14 protein-coding genes are annotated in these 14058 nt (G+C 71.9%); 6 read left to right on the top strand and 8 right to left on the bottom strand.

Going from position 1 to position 14058, the window contains the following annotated elements; genetic code table 11:
- Positions 1 to 15: 15 nt before the first annotated feature.
- Complete coding sequence (locus tag FV226_RS00845; protein ID WP_147761416.1) at positions 16 to 999, bottom strand: ABC transporter ATP-binding protein; 984 nt, start codon at positions 997 to 999, stop codon at positions 16 to 18.
- 300 nt (positions 1000 to 1299) lie between these two features.
- Here FV226_RS00845 and ribH point away from each other — a divergent pair, with 300 nt between their 5' ends.
- The 3 genes from ribH to thiL are packed head-to-tail and all read left to right on the top strand — an operon-like array spanning position 1300 to position 3289.
- Positions 1300 to 1806 (top strand): 6,7-dimethyl-8-ribityllumazine synthase, encoded by a 507-nt coding sequence (ribH, locus tag FV226_RS00840; RefSeq protein ID WP_147761415.1) that lies wholly within the window; start codon positions 1300 to 1302, stop codon positions 1804 to 1806.
- Entirely contained in the window at positions 1803 to 2273 is a 471-nt protein-coding gene (nusB, locus tag FV226_RS00835; protein ID WP_147751325.1) for a transcription antitermination factor NusB, read from the top strand. The genes ribH and nusB overlap by 4 nt, the downstream gene beginning before the upstream one ends.
- 23 nt (positions 2274 to 2296) lie before the next feature.
- Positions 2297 to 3289: a thiamine-phosphate kinase gene (gene thiL, locus FV226_RS00830; protein WP_147761461.1), complete on the top strand. Its 993-nt coding sequence runs from the start codon at positions 2297 to 2299 to the stop codon at positions 3287 to 3289.
- Here thiL and FV226_RS00825 read toward each other — a convergent pair.
- The gene (locus tag FV226_RS00825; protein WP_238270753.1) at positions 3221 to 3601 is read right to left on the bottom strand and encodes a hypothetical protein; all 381 of its coding nucleotides are present in this window, start codon (positions 3599 to 3601) and stop codon (positions 3221 to 3223) included. The two genes, thiL and FV226_RS00825, sit on opposite strands and share 69 nt — an antisense overlap.
- Before the next feature lie 390 nt (positions 3602 to 3991).
- Between FV226_RS00825 and FV226_RS00820 the strand changes: the two genes are divergently transcribed.
- Positions 3992 to 6139 carry a sodium-translocating pyrophosphatase gene (locus FV226_RS00820; protein ID WP_147761413.1) on the top strand — a complete coding sequence of 716 codons (2148 nt, stop codon included), beginning with the start codon at positions 3992 to 3994 and terminating at the stop codon, positions 6137 to 6139.
- 47 nt (positions 6140 to 6186) lie between these two features.
- On the opposite strand, the gene rlmJ is transcribed toward FV226_RS00820, so the two are convergent.
- From rlmJ to FV226_RS00800, 4 genes are all read right to left on the bottom strand, one after another.
- Positions 6187 to 7032 carry a 23S rRNA (adenine(2030)-N(6))-methyltransferase RlmJ gene (gene rlmJ, locus FV226_RS00815; protein WP_147751328.1) on the bottom strand — a complete coding sequence of 282 codons (846 nt, stop codon included), beginning with the start codon at positions 7030 to 7032 and terminating at the stop codon, positions 6187 to 6189.
- A 65-nt stretch (positions 7033 to 7097) separates the two neighbouring features.
- The gene (locus FV226_RS00810; protein ID WP_238270755.1) at positions 7098 to 7739 is read right to left on the bottom strand and encodes a ribonuclease T2; all 642 of its coding nucleotides are present in this window, start codon (positions 7737 to 7739) and stop codon (positions 7098 to 7100) included.
- 41 nt (positions 7740 to 7780) lie between these two features.
- Complete coding sequence (locus FV226_RS00805) at positions 7781 to 8248, bottom strand: hypothetical protein (RefSeq protein ID WP_147761412.1); 468 nt, start codon at positions 8246 to 8248, stop codon at positions 7781 to 7783.
- Between the two features lie 138 nt (positions 8249 to 8386).
- Positions 8387 to 9391: an extensin family protein gene (locus tag FV226_RS00800; protein ID WP_147761460.1), complete on the bottom strand. Its 1005-nt coding sequence runs from the start codon at positions 9389 to 9391 to the stop codon at positions 8387 to 8389.
- 199 nt (positions 9392 to 9590) lie between these two features.
- On the opposite strand from FV226_RS00800, the gene FV226_RS00795 reads away from it, so the two are divergent.
- Complete coding sequence (locus FV226_RS00795) at positions 9591 to 10826, top strand: amidase (RefSeq protein ID WP_147761411.1); 1236 nt, start codon at positions 9591 to 9593, stop codon at positions 10824 to 10826.
- Positions 10827 to 10933: 107 nt separating this feature from the next.
- Here FV226_RS00795 and FV226_RS00790 read toward each other — a convergent pair whose 3' ends face one another.
- The gene (locus tag FV226_RS00790; RefSeq protein WP_147761410.1) at positions 10934 to 12130 is read right to left on the bottom strand and encodes an AI-2E family transporter; all 1197 of its coding nucleotides are present in this window, start codon (positions 12128 to 12130) and stop codon (positions 10934 to 10936) included.
- 58 nt (positions 12131 to 12188) lie between these two features.
- Entirely contained in the window at positions 12189 to 12722 is a 534-nt protein-coding gene (locus FV226_RS00785) for a molybdenum cofactor biosynthesis protein MoaE (protein WP_147761459.1), read from the bottom strand.
- A 149-nt stretch (positions 12723 to 12871) separates the two neighbouring features.
- On the opposite strand from FV226_RS00785, the gene FV226_RS00780 reads away from it, so the two are divergent.
- Positions 12872 to 13891, top strand: a complete 1020-nt coding sequence (locus FV226_RS00780) for a gamma carbonic anhydrase family protein (RefSeq protein ID WP_147761409.1) — start codon at positions 12872 to 12874, stop codon at positions 13889 to 13891.
- The last annotated feature ends 167 nt before the right edge of the window (positions 13892 to 14058 follow it).

The following is a 14058-nucleotide window of genomic DNA, read 5'->3' as shown; positions in this document are numbered from 1 at the left end:
TGTTGAGCGGTCGCGTCAGGCGTCGAGGCGGTGGGCGGCGTCCGGGTCCCAGCCGAGCGCGACCCGGTCGCCCGGCGCCAGCGGGCGGCCGGCGAAGGTGGCGTCGTCGAGGACCGCGCTCAGGCCGCCCGGCTCGGTCATCCCGTCCGCCTCGAGCGCCACCTGCACGCTGGCGCCCTGGTATTCGACGGCCAGCACGCGGGCCTGCACCGCGCCCGCGCCGGCCTCGGCCCCGAGCCGCATCCGGTCGGCCCGCACCGCGACCTTGCCCTCGGGCAGGGCGATGACGTTGTGGCCGCCGATGAAGCGGGCGACGAAGGCCGAGGCCGGGCGCTCGAACACCGTGCGCGGGTCGCCCGCCTGCTCGATCTTGCCGCCGTTCATCACCACCACGAGGTCGGACAGCGCCATCGCCTCCTCCTGGCTGTGCGTGACGTGGATGAAGGTGAGCCCGAGTTCCGCCTGGATGCGCTTCAGCTCCACCCGCATCCGCACCCGCAGGAACGGGTCGAGGGCCGAGAGCGGCTCGTCGAGGAGCAGCACCTTCGGGCCGGTGACCAGCGCGCGGGCCAGCGCCACGCGCTGCTGCTGCCCGCCAGAGAGTTGCGCCGGCAGGCGGTCCGCGAGGTGGCCCATCTGCACGAGGTCAAGCATCGCGTCGGCCTTCGTGCGGCGCTCGGCCTTGGCGACCCCGCGCATGCGAAGCGAGAACGCGACGTTGTCGCGGCAGGTGAGGTGCGGGAACAGCGCGTAGCTCTGGAACATCATCGCGGTGCCGCGCTCGGACGGCGGCGCGTCGCCGACGGCGCGCGGGCCGATCACCACCGCGCCGGAGCTGACGGCCTCGTGCCCGCCGATCATCCGCAGGGTCGTGGTCTTGCCGCAGCCGGACGGCCCGAGCAGGCAGCAATAGGCGCCCGACGGGATCTTGAGGTCGATCGCGTCGACGGCGAGCGTCGAGCCGTAGCGCTTCGTCAGCTGGATCACCTCGACGTTCATGCGGGTCCTTCGGTCGGCACGCCCTTCGCGAAAACCGGGGAGCAAGCCGCGGGCCATCACGGGCGCGGCGGCGTCGTAAAAGCGATGCCCGGGCCGTCGCACCGGGCGCCGGCGCATGGAGGCGATGCCCTGTCCGCAGGCGGGCCGGCGCCGGCATGCTTGTGGAGCCGGTCGCTTCGGTCTAACCCTCGCTCCCTCGGACACCCTGCCCGAACACCCTGGATGCGAGACGGCCGGAGACGGCGCGTCGGTCAGCGCCCTCCGCACGCGCGGTGGGTCCGCCGGAGTCCCACGAGTCCCATGCATGTCCCCCGCAGCGACGCCTACGTCCCTCCGAAAACGCCCGGCGCCCGGGTCCTCGTGGTCGAGGCGCGCTTCTACGACGGCCTGTCCGACGACCTGCTCGCCGGGGCGCTCGGCGCCGTCGCGGCGGCGGAGGCCCACGCCGCGGTCGTGACCGTGCCGGGCGCGCTGGAGATTCCCGCGACCGTCGCCATCCTGCTCGAGGCGGCCGAGGCGGCCGGCACGCCCTACGACGCCGTCGTGGCGCTCGGCTGCGTCATCCGCGGCGAGACCGGGCATTACGACATCGTCGCAGGCGAGAGCGCGCGGGCCCTGATGGACCTGTCGGTGCGCCTGCGCCTGCCGCTCGGCAACGGCATCCTGACCGTGGAGAACGAGGCGCAGGCCCACGCCCGCGCCCGCGTCTCCGAGATGAACAAGGGCGGCGGCGCGGCCGAGGCCGCCCTCGCGGTGCTCGCGCTCAAGCGCGCGGCCGCCGTCGCACGAGAGCCTGAACCCGCATGACCAAGATCAACCCGCGCACCGGCGCCCGGCTCTCCGTCGTGCAGGCGCTCTACGACATGGAGATCTCCGGCAAGGGCGTCCTCGACGCGCTCGCCGAGTTCGAGACCTTCTGGCTCGGCAAGGAGATCGACGGCGTGGTGCATCCGCCGGCCGAGACGGCCTTCTTCCGCGACCTGCTGCGCGGTGTCGTCGAGGAGCAGCGCGCGATCGATCCGCAGATCGACCAGGCCCTGAGCCAGGGCTGGCCGCTGAAGCGCATCGAGGTCGTGCTGCGCGCCATCCTGCGCGCCGGCACCTACGAGCTGATGTTCCGCCGCGACGTGCCGGCCCGCGCCGCGATCTCGGAATACGTCGACGTGGCCCACAGCTTCTACACCGGCGACGAGCCGGGCATGGTCAACGCCGTGCTCGACAAGGTCGCGCGCCAGACCCGCGCGGCGGAGCTGGCCGGCGCCAAGCAGGGGTGAGCGGCCGGGCGGGCGATCACGTGATTTCCTCGCGTCCCACCGAGGAGGCGCTGATCGCGCGCTACTTCGCCCCGCTCGCCGGCCCCGGCGCCGACGGCTTGCGCGACGACGCGGCGAGCCTCGCGCCGAGCCCCGGCCACGACCTCGTGCTGACGGCGGACGCGATCGTCTCCGGCATCCACTACTTCCCCGACGACCCGCCGGAATCGCTCGCCCGCAAGGCGCTCGGGGTGAACCTCTCCGACATCGCCGCCAAGGGCGCCGTCCCGCGCGGCTTCCTGCTCACCCTCGCCCTGCCGGCGGACTGGACCGAAGCCTGGCTGGCGCGCTTCGCCGAAGGGCTCGGACAGGCGAGCCGGGCGTCCGGCTGCCCGCTGCTCGGCGGCGACACGGTGAAATCCGGCGGGCCGGCGCTGATCGGCGTCACCGCGATCGGCGAAGTCCCTGCCGGGCGCATCGTGCGCCGCGCGACCGCGCGGGTCGGCGACAGGATCTGCGTCAGCGGCACCATCGGCGACGCAGCGCTCGGCTTGCGGATGCGGCTCGATCCCGATGCCGGCTGGGTCCGGGCGCTCGATGCGCCTGCGCGCGCGCACCTCGCCGACCGCTACCTGCACCCGCAAGCCCGCCTGGGTCTCGCCGACGCAGTCCTGCGCTTCGCGACCGCTTCGATGGACGTGTCGGACGGGTTGGCCGGCGACCTCGCCAAGATGCTGGCCGGCGCCGGCGCGACGGCCGAGATCGACGCGGCGGCGGTGCCGCTGTCCCCGGCTGCCACCCGCGCCATCGCGAGCCGGACGGACCTGTTCGACGTCGCCGTCACCGGCGGCGACGACTACGAGATTCTGTGCACCGTGGCCCCCGATTCCTGCGACGCGTTCCGCGCCGCGGCCGCTGCGGCCGGCGTGCCGGTCTCGGTCGTCGGCACCGTCGGATCAGGCAGCGGACTACCCGGCTTTCGCGATGCCGAGGGCGCCGCGCGCGTTTTCGCGGCGGGCGCGTTCAGCCATTTCTGAAAACGCCTCGGAGATCGTCCGGACCTTGGCGGGCGCGGTCGGCGCGACGGCCACGGGCGGATGGCCGAGCTGGCGCCGCACGTCGTCGATCAGGTGCGTCGCGACGATCGGGGTCCAGCGCGCGAGGTCGGCCTCCTGCACCGCAGCGCCGCCGCGCTCGTCCGCGTAGCTCTGCGCCGGAACCGAGAGCGAGCGCTGCAGCACCTGAAGCAGGGCGCCGTGCAGCGCCGGCGGTTGCATGCTCACGCGCTCCGCAATGAGGAACTGCACGGCGCTCGTCAGCACGTCGATCGTCGCCGCGAGCTTCGCCACCTGATCGCTGCTCATCGTGAAGCACTCTCTCCTTTATGCAACCAAGAGTAGTAGTTGCTATGGTTAATGCTGGGTTAACGCTCGGCTGAAGCGGCGATCGGCGATGCGGCCGCCCGCCGTCGCCGCCTAGACGGCCACTCACCCGGCGACCAGCGCCCTTCCGAAGAACAGAATTCAAAAGTCTATGCTGCAGCGCAGCAAGATCTCGTGGGGCCGATCGAAAGTCGCGTTTGCGCTCGACCGCGAAGTTTGGCAATCAAGTCTGGCACTTCTGCGAAGGAATGCCGAACCCGAGCCGATCGAGGGGACCCTGAGGGTTCGGCTCGACGACGACCAAGCCGACGCCACGCATCACGAGAACCAGGCATCACGAAAACAAGGGACGGGTGCATGACCGCTTTGCTGCTGATCATCCTGGGCGGGCTGTGCGCCGTCGCCTACGGAATCGTGACGATCAACGACGTGATGAAACGCGACGCCGGCACGCAGCGGATGCAGGAGATCGCCGCCGCGATCGCCGAGGGCGCGCAGGCCTACCTCAAGCGCCAATACGCCACCATCGGCCTCGTCGGCATCGTGCTCTTCGCAGCGCTCGCCTTCTTCCTCGGAATCAAGGTGGCGGTCGGCTTCCTGATCGGCGCGGTGCTGTCGGGGGCTGCCGGATTCATCGGCATGAACGTCTCGGTGCGCGCCAACGTGCGCACGGCGCAGGCGGCCTCGACCTCGCTCGGCGGCGGCCTCGAGGTCGCGTTCAAGTCCGGCGCCGTCACCGGCATGCTGGTCGCGGGCCTCGCGCTGCTCGGCGTCGCCTTCTACTACCTCTACCTCACCCGCGGGGCCGGCCTCGCGCCGGCCAGCCGCGAAGTCATCGACGCCCTGGTGGCGCTCGGCTTCGGCGCCTCGCTGATCTCGATCTTCGCGCGGCTGGGCGGCGGCATCTTCACCAAGGGCGCCGACGTCGGCGGCGACCTCGTCGGCAAGGTCGAGGCCGGGATCCCGGAGGACGACCCGCGCAACCCGGCCACCATCGCCGACAACGTCGGCGACAACGTCGGCGATTGCGCCGGCATGGCCGCCGACCTGTTCGAGACCTACGCCGTCACGGTCGTCGCCACGATGGTGCTCGCCGCGATCTTCTTCGGCGGCCAGGTCGACGTCGCGGGCCGCAACGTGCTCGAGGCGATGATGATCTATCCGCTGGCCATCGGCTCGTCCTGCATCCTCACCTCGATCGCCGGCACCTACGCCGTGCGGCTCGGGGCCAACCAGTCGATCATGGGGGCGCTGTACAAGGGCCTGATCACCGCGGGCGTGCTGTCGATCGTGGCGATCGCGGCGGTGAACTTCGCCCTGTTCGGCGGCCTGTCCACCAGCTTCACCACCTCCACCGGCGTCAGCTTCACCTCCGGCGGGCTGCTGGGCTGCGCGGTGATCGGCCTCGTCATCACCGCGCTGATCGTGGTGATCACCGAATTCTACACCGGCACCAACTTCAGGCCGGTGAAGTCGATCGCCGACGCCTCGGTCACCGGCCACGGCACCAACGTGATCCAGGGCTTGGCCGTCTCGCTCGAATCGACGGCGCTTCCGGCGCTGGTCATCGTCGGCGGCATCATCTCCACCCATGCGCTCGCCGGCCTGTTCGGCATCGCCATCGCGGTCACGGCGATGCTGGCGCTGGCCGGCTTCATCGTCGCGCTCGACGCCTTCGGCCCGGTCACCGACAACGCCGGCGGCATCGCCGAGATGGCGGGGCTGCCCTCCGAGGTCCGGCGCTCGACCGACGCCCTCGACGCCGTCGGCAACACCACCAAGGCCGTCACCAAGGGCTACGCCATCGGCTCGGCGGGCCTCGGCGCGCTGGTGCTGTTTGCCGCCTACACCTCAGACCTCGACTACTTCATCGCCAACGCCAGCGACACGCAGTACCGCTTCTTCAAGGGCGTCACGGTCGATTTCTCGCTGTCCAACCCCTACGTCGTGGTCGGGCTGCTGCTCGGCGGGCTGATCCCGTTCCTGTTCGCCGGCATGGCGATGACGGCGGTGGGACGTGCCGCGGGCGCCGTGGTCGAGGAGGTCCGCCGCCAGTTCCGCGAGAAGCCGGGCATCATGGCCGGCACCGACCGGCCGGATTACGGCCGCGCCGTCGACATGCTGACCCGCGCCGCGATCCGCGAGATGATCGTGCCGTCGCTGTTGCCGGTGCTGATGCCGATCGTGCTGTTCTTCGCGATCCAGCTCGTCGCCGGCAAGTCGCAGGCCTTCGCCACGGTGGGCGCGAGCCTGCTCGGCGTCATCCTCACCGGCCTCTACGTCGCGATCTCGATGACCTCGGGCGGCGGCGCCTGGGACAACGCCAAGAAGTACATCGAAGACGGGCACCACGGCGGCAAGGGCTCCGACGCCCACAAGGCGGCGGTCACCGGCGACACCGTCGGCGACCCCTACAAGGACACCGCCGGCCCGGCGGTGAACCCGGCGATCAAGATCACCAACATCATCGCACTGCTGCTGTTGGCGATCCTGGCGCACGCGTGAGGCGTGTCGATTCCCTCCCCCCTCCGCGGGGGAGGGAAGGGCGCCGTTCAACCGACCTTCCCGATCACTTCACACCGGAACGCGCCGTAGGCGCCGCGGGCGAGGCGGTCGGCCAGGGCCGGGAGGAACAGGGCGGCTTCCTCGGCGAGCCGCCAGGGCGGGTTGACCACGATCAGGCCGTTGCCGGTGAGCCGCGTGTCGTCGGGCCGATCGATCATCAGGTCGAGGCGGAGCGCCGGGCGGACGAGGGCGCCGTCGAGCACGCCCGCCATGCGATCGACGGCGGCGAGGTTCTTGATCGGATACCACGCCAGGAACACGCCGGTCGGCCACTTCGCCACCGCCTTGGCGAGGTGCGCGCCGAGGCGGTCGATCTCGCCCGGCACCTCGTAGGGCGGGTCGATCAGGACGAGACCGCGGCGCTCGGGCGGCGGGATCATCGCGTTCAGCGCGGTCCAGCCGTCGAGGTGGAGCACCTTGGTGCGGGCGTGTTCGTTGAAGCGCTCGCGCAGCACCGCATGGTCGGCGGGATGGAGCTCGACGAAGACGCCCTGGTCCTCGGCGCGCAGGAACTCGCGGATCAGCGCCGGCGAGCCGGGATAGGTCGTGGCACCGTGGCGCGCCCGGACCGCGGCGACGGCGGCGCGATAGGGCGTCAGCAGGTCCTCGACCGCTTCCGGGAACGGATCGTCGAGACGGCCCCAGCCGTCCAGCCATTCGGCGGTGCGGCCGGCCTCGTCGGCGGTGAGGTCGTAGAAGCCGAGGCCCGCATGGGTGTCGACGGCGCGGAAGGGAGCGGGCTTCAGGCAAAGGTGCGCGAGCACCCGCGTCAGCACGAGGTGCTTGAGCACGTCCGCGAAGTTGCCGGCATGGAAGGCGTGGCGATAGTTCATGTCCGCTGATCAAGCGGATCGCGCGGCCCGGGTCCAGCCGTCCGGCGCGGATTTCACCGCGAGGATCAGCGCGCGGCGCCGACCGTGATCTCGGGCGAGCGGCAATTGCCGCGCGCGACCTCCGGGCAGGAGGCGAAGCCGCGCAGGTCCTTGGTGAAGCAGATCCGCACCTCCTGCAGCTGCCCGCGGGCGCAGGACACCGCCATCATGTCCGGCCGCAGACCCTGGTTCGCGGTCACGAACTGCCGGGCGATCTCGATCGGCGCCAGGCGGCGCTCGGAGCCCGAGGTCTTGAGGTCGTCGGGAATCGTCACCGCCAGGCGTGCGGTCCGCGCGGCGTTGAAGTAGGCGGTCGGGTCGAGGCCGGAGCAGGTGCCGTGCTTGCGCCACTCGTAGCGGGCCAGCCCCTCGCTCGGGTAGACCTGGCCGGCCACCTCCATCGCCTGCGGGGTCGGCGAGCGCTGCACGGCCGAGCAGTTCTGCGGATAGCCGCGGGTGTATTGCGGCCACAGCCCGTGCACCACGAAGCCGAGGCCGCGCCCGGCCGCGCATTGGCGGTCGTCGCGCTGGCCGGCGGTCTCGCAATAGGTCGGCGACCAGGACAGGGCCAGGACGTAGAAGTCGAAGCTGCCGGGCGCGTCGTTGCCGCGGCCGTAGCCGCCGTAATCCTGAGCCTGCGCGCCTGCCGTGAGGAGGCCGGCCGTCAAGGCGGCGGAGCGGGCAGCCGCGATTGCGAGGCCGGCACGCCTCACGGGCGTGCCATGCGGCAGGCGGTGGCGTAGGCGTAGCTCAGGTCGCGGTCGAGGCCGTGGACGCAGAACTCGACGCCCCAGGTCGCGCCGATGATGCCGAGGCTCTCGCGCACGGAATAGTCGACCTTGCGGCGGACGCCGTCCGAGGTGGTGGCGGTCGCGCTGCAGAACCGGCGCGGGATGTAGTCGAGGCCCCAGGGCCGCCACGCCGTCCGCTCGATCGTGTCGTAGGACACGATCGTCAGGGACGAGTTCCAGAACTTCGCCTCCTTCTCGGCGAACTGCGTCGAGACCTTCTCCAGCACGCCCGCATCCTGGCAGGCCGGGATGTTCGCGTCGAACGGGAAGGCGCGCTCCTCGGAGGGCTCGATGTCCTCCCGCGCCGAGCGCGCGAAGGCCGGCTGGAGACAGCCGGCGAGGGTGAGGCCGACGCCGACGGCGACCGAGAGAGCGTTCGAGCGCATGGCGGGTGCTTTCCGCGAGGTGTCCTGCATCCGGCGACGTTGGCCCGGGGCACGCTCAAGTCAAGCCGGACGACCTTGGCGGCCACGCTTTCGCGATCCGGTGGGGCACGCGAGGCACACTCGTCGCTTCCTTGGCGCTCAGTAGATCGGCCCCGACGACAGCCCGGGGGCGGCCAGCGAAAGCGGCTCCTCGAATCCGCCCGGGTCTTCGCCGGGCAGGGCCGCCGCGACGCGCGGGGCGGGTCGTGCCGGCATCGGGCGCGGTGCGGGCGCCGAGGCGTAGGCCGAGGGCGCGACCGGGCGGGCCGGCGCGCGGGGGCGGGCCGGCGCGCGGGCGGCGCGCGACGTCGGCGAGGCGCCGTAGGGATCGTCCTCCTCGATATCCACCGGGGCCTGCGGCGGCGCCGGCTGGCGCTCGGGCGGGCGGGGGCGGGACATCGGCCGCGGGTTGTCGGAGCCGAGCTGCGGCGTGAACTTGATCAGCGGCTGGCAGATCCGCTTCAGCCCGCGCGGGTCGTGGCGGGCGAGGTCCACGTGGATGTGGTCGTAGTGGAACACGTTGGAGCCCGGCGCCAGCACGGTGGTGAAGCGCTGGCACGCGCCGAGGAAAACCTCGCGCAGGAAACCCTGCTCGGCTTCGGTGCCGCGCCAACCGCCCTTGACGGTGATGACGTAGCCGTCGGCGAGCTTGAACGACATCACGTCGATCGCGTTGCCGAAGGAGTGCTCGGAGAGCTTGGCGCCGACCTGGTTGTTCCTCCCGCGGCAGGCGTAGGAGCCGGCGTTGATCTCGGCGACCGGCTGCCCGAAATACAGGGCGGCGGCCGGCTGGATTGTGTCGGCGAGCCAGGCCTCGGCCTCGGCCAGCGCCGGGCAGCCGAGCGTCATCTTCTGCTTCAGGATCACGGCGCCGCCGCCCAGCCGCGTCACCCGGAACGGCTGGGTCATGCCGCAGGGGCCGGGTCCGTCGATCTCCTTGGCCGGCACGACGAACTCGGTCGGCTCGACCAGCTTCTTGGCCAGGCACACCTGTTCCGCCTGGTCGCGCCAGGCGTCGCGGCGCTCAAACTTGTTGATCGCACAGCCGGTGAGCCCCGCGCCGAACAGCGCAAGGGCGGAGAACGCGAGTACGCTACGCCACATGGTGCGGAGAATGCTCACGATCGCGTAAATGCGGTGCTAACGCTGCCGCCGTCGCGACGCGGGCCTTCGCATGGTAGGGCCTGCAAATGGCGGTCGCGTTCGTGCCATCGCGCATGAAACCTGCACGGGCTTGCGCGCCGCTGTCGCCGGCGCCGCCCCCGAACCGATAAGTCCAAGTCGCTCAAGTCAAGGACGCGTGATGCTCTCGTTGGTCGACCTGCGCCGCCGCATCGAAGCCGGCACCCTCACGCCCGAGGGCGCGATCCGGCTGTCGCAGGAGGCGATCCTCGCGCGCGATCCTGTGGTGCGCGCCACGGTGGTCACCGATCCCGCCCCCGCCGTCACCGATGCCGGACCGCTCGCCGGGATCGCGGTGGGCGTGAAGGACATCATCGACACCGCCGCGATGCCGACGCAGATGGGCTCGCCGATCTACGAGGGCTGGCAGCCGAAGACCGACGCCCCGATCGTGATGCGCCTGAAGGCCCTCGGCGCGGTGGTGCTGGCCAAGACCACGACCTCGCCCTTCGCCAGCGTCGACCCCACCGAGACCACGAATCCGCACGATCCCGGCCACACGCCCGGTGGCTCCTCGGCGGGCTCGGCCGCCGCGGTCGGGGCCGGGATGCTGCCGCTGGCGCTCGGCACGCAGACCGGCGGCTCGGTGATCCGCCCGGCAAGCTTCTGCGGCTGCGCCGCGATCAAGCCCTCGTTCCGGCTGCTGCCCACGGTCGGCGTCAAGACGTTCTCGTGGGCGCTCGACACGCTCGGCCTGTTCGGCGCCGGCGTCGGCGACGTCGCCCACGCGCTGGCCCTGATCGCCGCCCGCCCGGCAATCGACCTGGGCGGCACCCCGCCCGGCACGCCGCGGGTGATGGTCGTGACGCAGGACTTCGCCGAGGCTCCCGCGCCGGAGGCGAAAAGCGCGCTCGACCGGGCGCGGCAGGCCGCCGAGCGCGCGGGCGCGCTGGTGCGCGACTTCGCGTTGCCGCCGGAATTCGCGGCCGCGTTCGAGAGCCACGGGACGATCCAGGATTTCGAGGCGCGCCAGGCGCTTGCCTGGGAATACGCCCACCATCGCGACGCCTTGAGCCCGCGGCTCGGGCCGCAGCTCGACGCCGCGCAGGGGCTGGACGCCGCCGCCTACGACGACGCGCGCCGCAAGGCGCACCGGGCGCGGCGCCTCCTCAAGACGCTGTTCTCGGACTTCGACGCGATCCTGACCTATTCGGCCCCCGGCTTCGCCCCGCGGACGCTGGCCTCCACCGGTGACGCCCGCTTCAACCGCCTGTGGACGCTGATGGGCGTGCCCTGCGTGAACGTGCCGGTGCCGGGCGACGGCCTGCCGGTCGGCGTGCAGGTCATCGCGCGGTTCGGCGGCGACGGGCGCGCGCTCGCCGTCGCCGCGATGATCGAGGGCGCCCTGGAACGCTAGAGCATTTTCCGTGATCTCTGGATCACTGAAAATGCTCTAACCTGCTGTGTGGTCGCATTTTCTTCACGCGAGCCGGCATCCACCTCGCTTGAAAATGCTTTAGCGCCTCAGACCGTGGCGTCCTCGCCGAGCGTGTCCTCGACGTAGAGCTGCTCCAGCAGCACCTTGATCACCGCCATCATCGGCAGGGCCAGCGCGATGCCCCACAGGCCGAAGATCACGCCGAGCACGAGCTGCCCGGCGAAGATCGTGGCCGGCGGGATGTCGAGGGCGCGCTTCTGGATGAACGGGGTGAGCCCGTAGCTCTCCAGGCACTGCACCGCCAGGTAGACGCCGAGCGCGCCGAGCAGCGCGTTCGTCCCCGAGGCGAGGCTCGCCAGAAGGATGATCACGCCGGCGAGCAGGGGCCCGACCGTCGGCACGAAGGCCAGCAGGCCCGCCTGCAGCCCGAGGATCAAGGAGCCGCCGATACCGAGGAAGCTGAGGCCGGCCCAGATGCAGACGAAGATCACCGCCATCGTGATCAGCTGGCCGAACAGCCAGTGCCGCAGGGTCTCTCCGGCGCCGTCGAGCACCTTGGCCCAGCGCCCGCGCTTCTTCGGCGGGATGAAGCGCAGCACCCCGTCGCGGTAGCTGCCCGGGTCGGCGGCGAAGGACAGGCCGAGGAACACGATCACCAGCACGTTGCCGAGCGCGCTGAACAACCCGACGAGCACCGTGGCCGCCGGGCCGAGGACATTGCCGGCATCCGACAGCAGCGAGCTGGGGCTCTTGATCGCACCGGAAGCGAGGCCGGCGAGCCCGCCGGACTTCTTGTCGTCGTCCTTCGGCGCGGGCTTCTCGTCCTTACCGGGGCCGTTCTGGCCCGTGCCGTTCTGCCCCTTGTCGTCCGAGCCGCCGCCCGGTTCGAGCATCGGCAGGTCGATCCCGTAGGAGGACAACCACCCGGTGACGGTGCCCGCCTGGCCCTTGATCGTCTGGCCGAGGTCGCGGCCCTGCTGCACCACCGTGGCGCCGCCGAACCCGATCAGGCCGATGGCCGCGGCCGCCACCGCGAGGCTGGCGATCGTCAGCCTCAGGCCGCGGGGCAGGGGCAGGAGGTGGCCGAGGCCGCGGGTGAGCCCGTCGAGGAACACCCCGAGCAGCACCCCGGCGAAGACCAGGAACAGGGTGCCCACCGACATCCAGGCCAGCGCCAGGAACGCCACGAACGACACCACGGCGATGCCGGATGCGGCGAGCGGCAGGGTTCCCCGCCACGGGCCCACGGGGCCGGCGAACGCTTCGGTCTTGGGCTCGGCCATGTCGTCTTTCGTAACTGATGCGAGGTCGGCGCTCACGAGCGCTTGTGCGGCGTCGCGGTCAACCCTCGGTCGTCGCGGCGTCACCGAGGATCGCGGCCCAGCGCGCGGCGGCCGCGTCGTCCGCCTCCGCCGCCTCGACCCAGCCGCCCTTCGTCCCGTCGATCAGGTGCTCGCGCTTCCAGAACGGGGCCCGGGTCTTCAGATAGTCCATCAGGAAGCTCGCCGCCTCGAAGGCCGCGACGCGGTGGCTCGACGCGGTGATCACCAGCACGATGCCGTCGCCCGGCGCCACGAGGCCGTAGCGGTGGATCACCCGGACCGCCTGCAGCGGCCAGCGCGCCTCGGCCGCCGCAGCCACCCGCCCGATCTCGGCCTCGGCCATGCCGGGATAATGCTCCAGCTCGAGCGCCTCGAGCCGTCCGCCCTCGTCGCGGCACAGCCCCGTGAAGGTGACGACCGCGCCGGCGCGGCCGGCGAGCCGCCCGTTCAGCGCGGCGATCTCGGCGGCCACGTCGAACGGCGCGGCCTGGATCGCGACGGTGGGCAGGGGCGCGGCGCTTGGTGCGGCGGAGGGCGGAGGAGCGGGCGACATCGGGTTCTCGGCGCGGCGCAGCGGGGTGACGGTGACGGTGGCGCGACGACGAAACACGCTTGCGCCTGACTCGGCCATCGCCTGCGCCTATATGGCATATCGGCTCGCCGCCAGAAGGCGTGGGCCGATCGGCCCCGAAGGACGAAGACGTGACGCCCGAACTGATCCTTCCCTATGACGGCGTCCTGCCGGAATTCATCAGCCGCCCGGTCTGGTGCGGGCGCGGCAGCACCGCCATCGGCGCCGTGCGCCTCGGCAGCCAGGCCTGGATCGGCGACGACGGCGTGATCCGCGCGGACGGGCAGCCGGTCACCCTCGGCGACCGGTTCTGGCTCGGGCACCGCTCCACCGTCCACATCGCCACCTTCACCCACGGCACCACCGTCGGCGACAGGGTCACGGTGGGGCGCAACAGCGTGGTGCACGCCTGCACGGTCGGCTCCGACGTGGTGATCGAGGACGACGTCGTGATCCTCGACGGGGCCAGCATCGGCGACGGCGCGGTGATCGAGGCCGGCGCGACGGTGTTTCCGCGGGCGCAGCTCGCCGGCGGCTTCGTCTACGCCGGCAGCCCGGCCAAGCCGCAGCGCCCGATCGACCGGGCCGAGATCGACGAGCGCGCCGAGCGCCTGCGCGAGGCCGCGGGCGACCCGGCGCCCGTCGCGGCCGGCGATCCGCCGGAGGTGGAGGACACGGTCTACGTCGCCAGCACGGCCCGCGTCCGCGGACGCGTCAGCCTCGGTGCCGGATCGAGCGTGCTGTTCTCCTGCGACCTCCACGCCGAGGTCGGGCCGATCCTCGTCGGCGCCGACACCAACATCCAGGACAACACCGTGATCCGCACCCGCGGGGAGGGCGTCGTCATCGGCCGCGACACCACCATCGGCCACAACGTCCGCATCGGCGACAGCCGCATCGGCGCCCGCTCGCTGATCGGCATCGGCGCCTCGGTCGCCCCAGGCACGGTCATCGCCGACGACGTCATGCTGGCGGCAGGGAGTACCACCGATCCCGGCCAGCTCCTCGAAGGCGGCTACCTCTGGGGCGGCCGCCCGGCCCGCATCCTCGCCCCGCTGGACGCCGAGAAGCGCGCGATGATGGTCCGGATCGTCGAGGGCTATTGCGAGCACGGACGGGAATACCGGAAGGCCGAAGCCGGCCGGGGGTAAGCGCGGGGCGCGCACGAACCCCGCCGCGGCCACCGATTGCCCGGCTTCGGTGCTGTCCAAGGTGCGCGCATCCCCTCGCCCCGCCTGCGGGGAGAGGGCTTTGCCGACCTCGTCGTCGGCGAAGCGAGGCCGCAGCCGAGGGTGAGGGGGCTTCGACGGGGAAGCCT

Origin of the sequence: Methylobacterium sp. WL12, from assembly GCF_008039475.1 — a bacterium.
Lineage (GTDB): Bacteria > Pseudomonadota > Alphaproteobacteria > Rhizobiales > Beijerinckiaceae > Methylobacterium > Methylobacterium cerastii.
Note: the sequence above shows the minus strand (reverse complement) of the source record. Positions and strands in the feature narration are given on the sequence as shown.

Coding starts and splice junctions, on each gene's coding strand:
- FV226_RS00845 (WP_147761416.1), bottom strand. CDS start 999: ATGAACGTCGAGGTGATCCAGCTGACGAAGCGCTACGGCTCGACGCTC.
- ribH (WP_147761415.1), top strand. CDS start 1,300: ATGCATGTCCCCCGCAGCGACGCCTACGTCCCTCCGAAAACGCCCGGC.
- nusB (WP_147751325.1), top strand. CDS start 1,803: ATGACCAAGATCAACCCGCGCACCGGCGCCCGGCTCTCCGTCGTGCAG.
- FV226_RS00820 (WP_147761413.1), top strand. CDS start 3,992: ATGACCGCTTTGCTGCTGATCATCCTGGGCGGGCTGTGCGCCGTCGCC.
- rlmJ (WP_147751328.1), bottom strand. CDS start 7,032: ATGAACTATCGCCACGCCTTCCATGCCGGCAACTTCGCGGACGTGCTC.
- FV226_RS00805 (WP_147761412.1), bottom strand. CDS start 8,248: ATGCGCTCGAACGCTCTCTCGGTCGCCGTCGGCGTCGGCCTCACCCTC.
- FV226_RS00800 (WP_147761460.1), bottom strand. CDS start 9,391: ATGTGGCGTAGCGTACTCGCGTTCTCCGCCCTTGCGCTGTTCGGCGCG.
- FV226_RS00795 (WP_147761411.1), top strand. CDS start 9,591: ATGCTCTCGTTGGTCGACCTGCGCCGCCGCATCGAAGCCGGCACCCTC.
- FV226_RS00790 (WP_147761410.1), bottom strand. CDS start 12,130: ATGGCCGAGCCCAAGACCGAAGCGTTCGCCGGCCCCGTGGGCCCGTGG.
- FV226_RS00785 (WP_147761459.1), bottom strand. CDS start 12,722: ATGTCGCCCGCTCCTCCGCCCTCCGCCGCACCAAGCGCCGCGCCCCTG.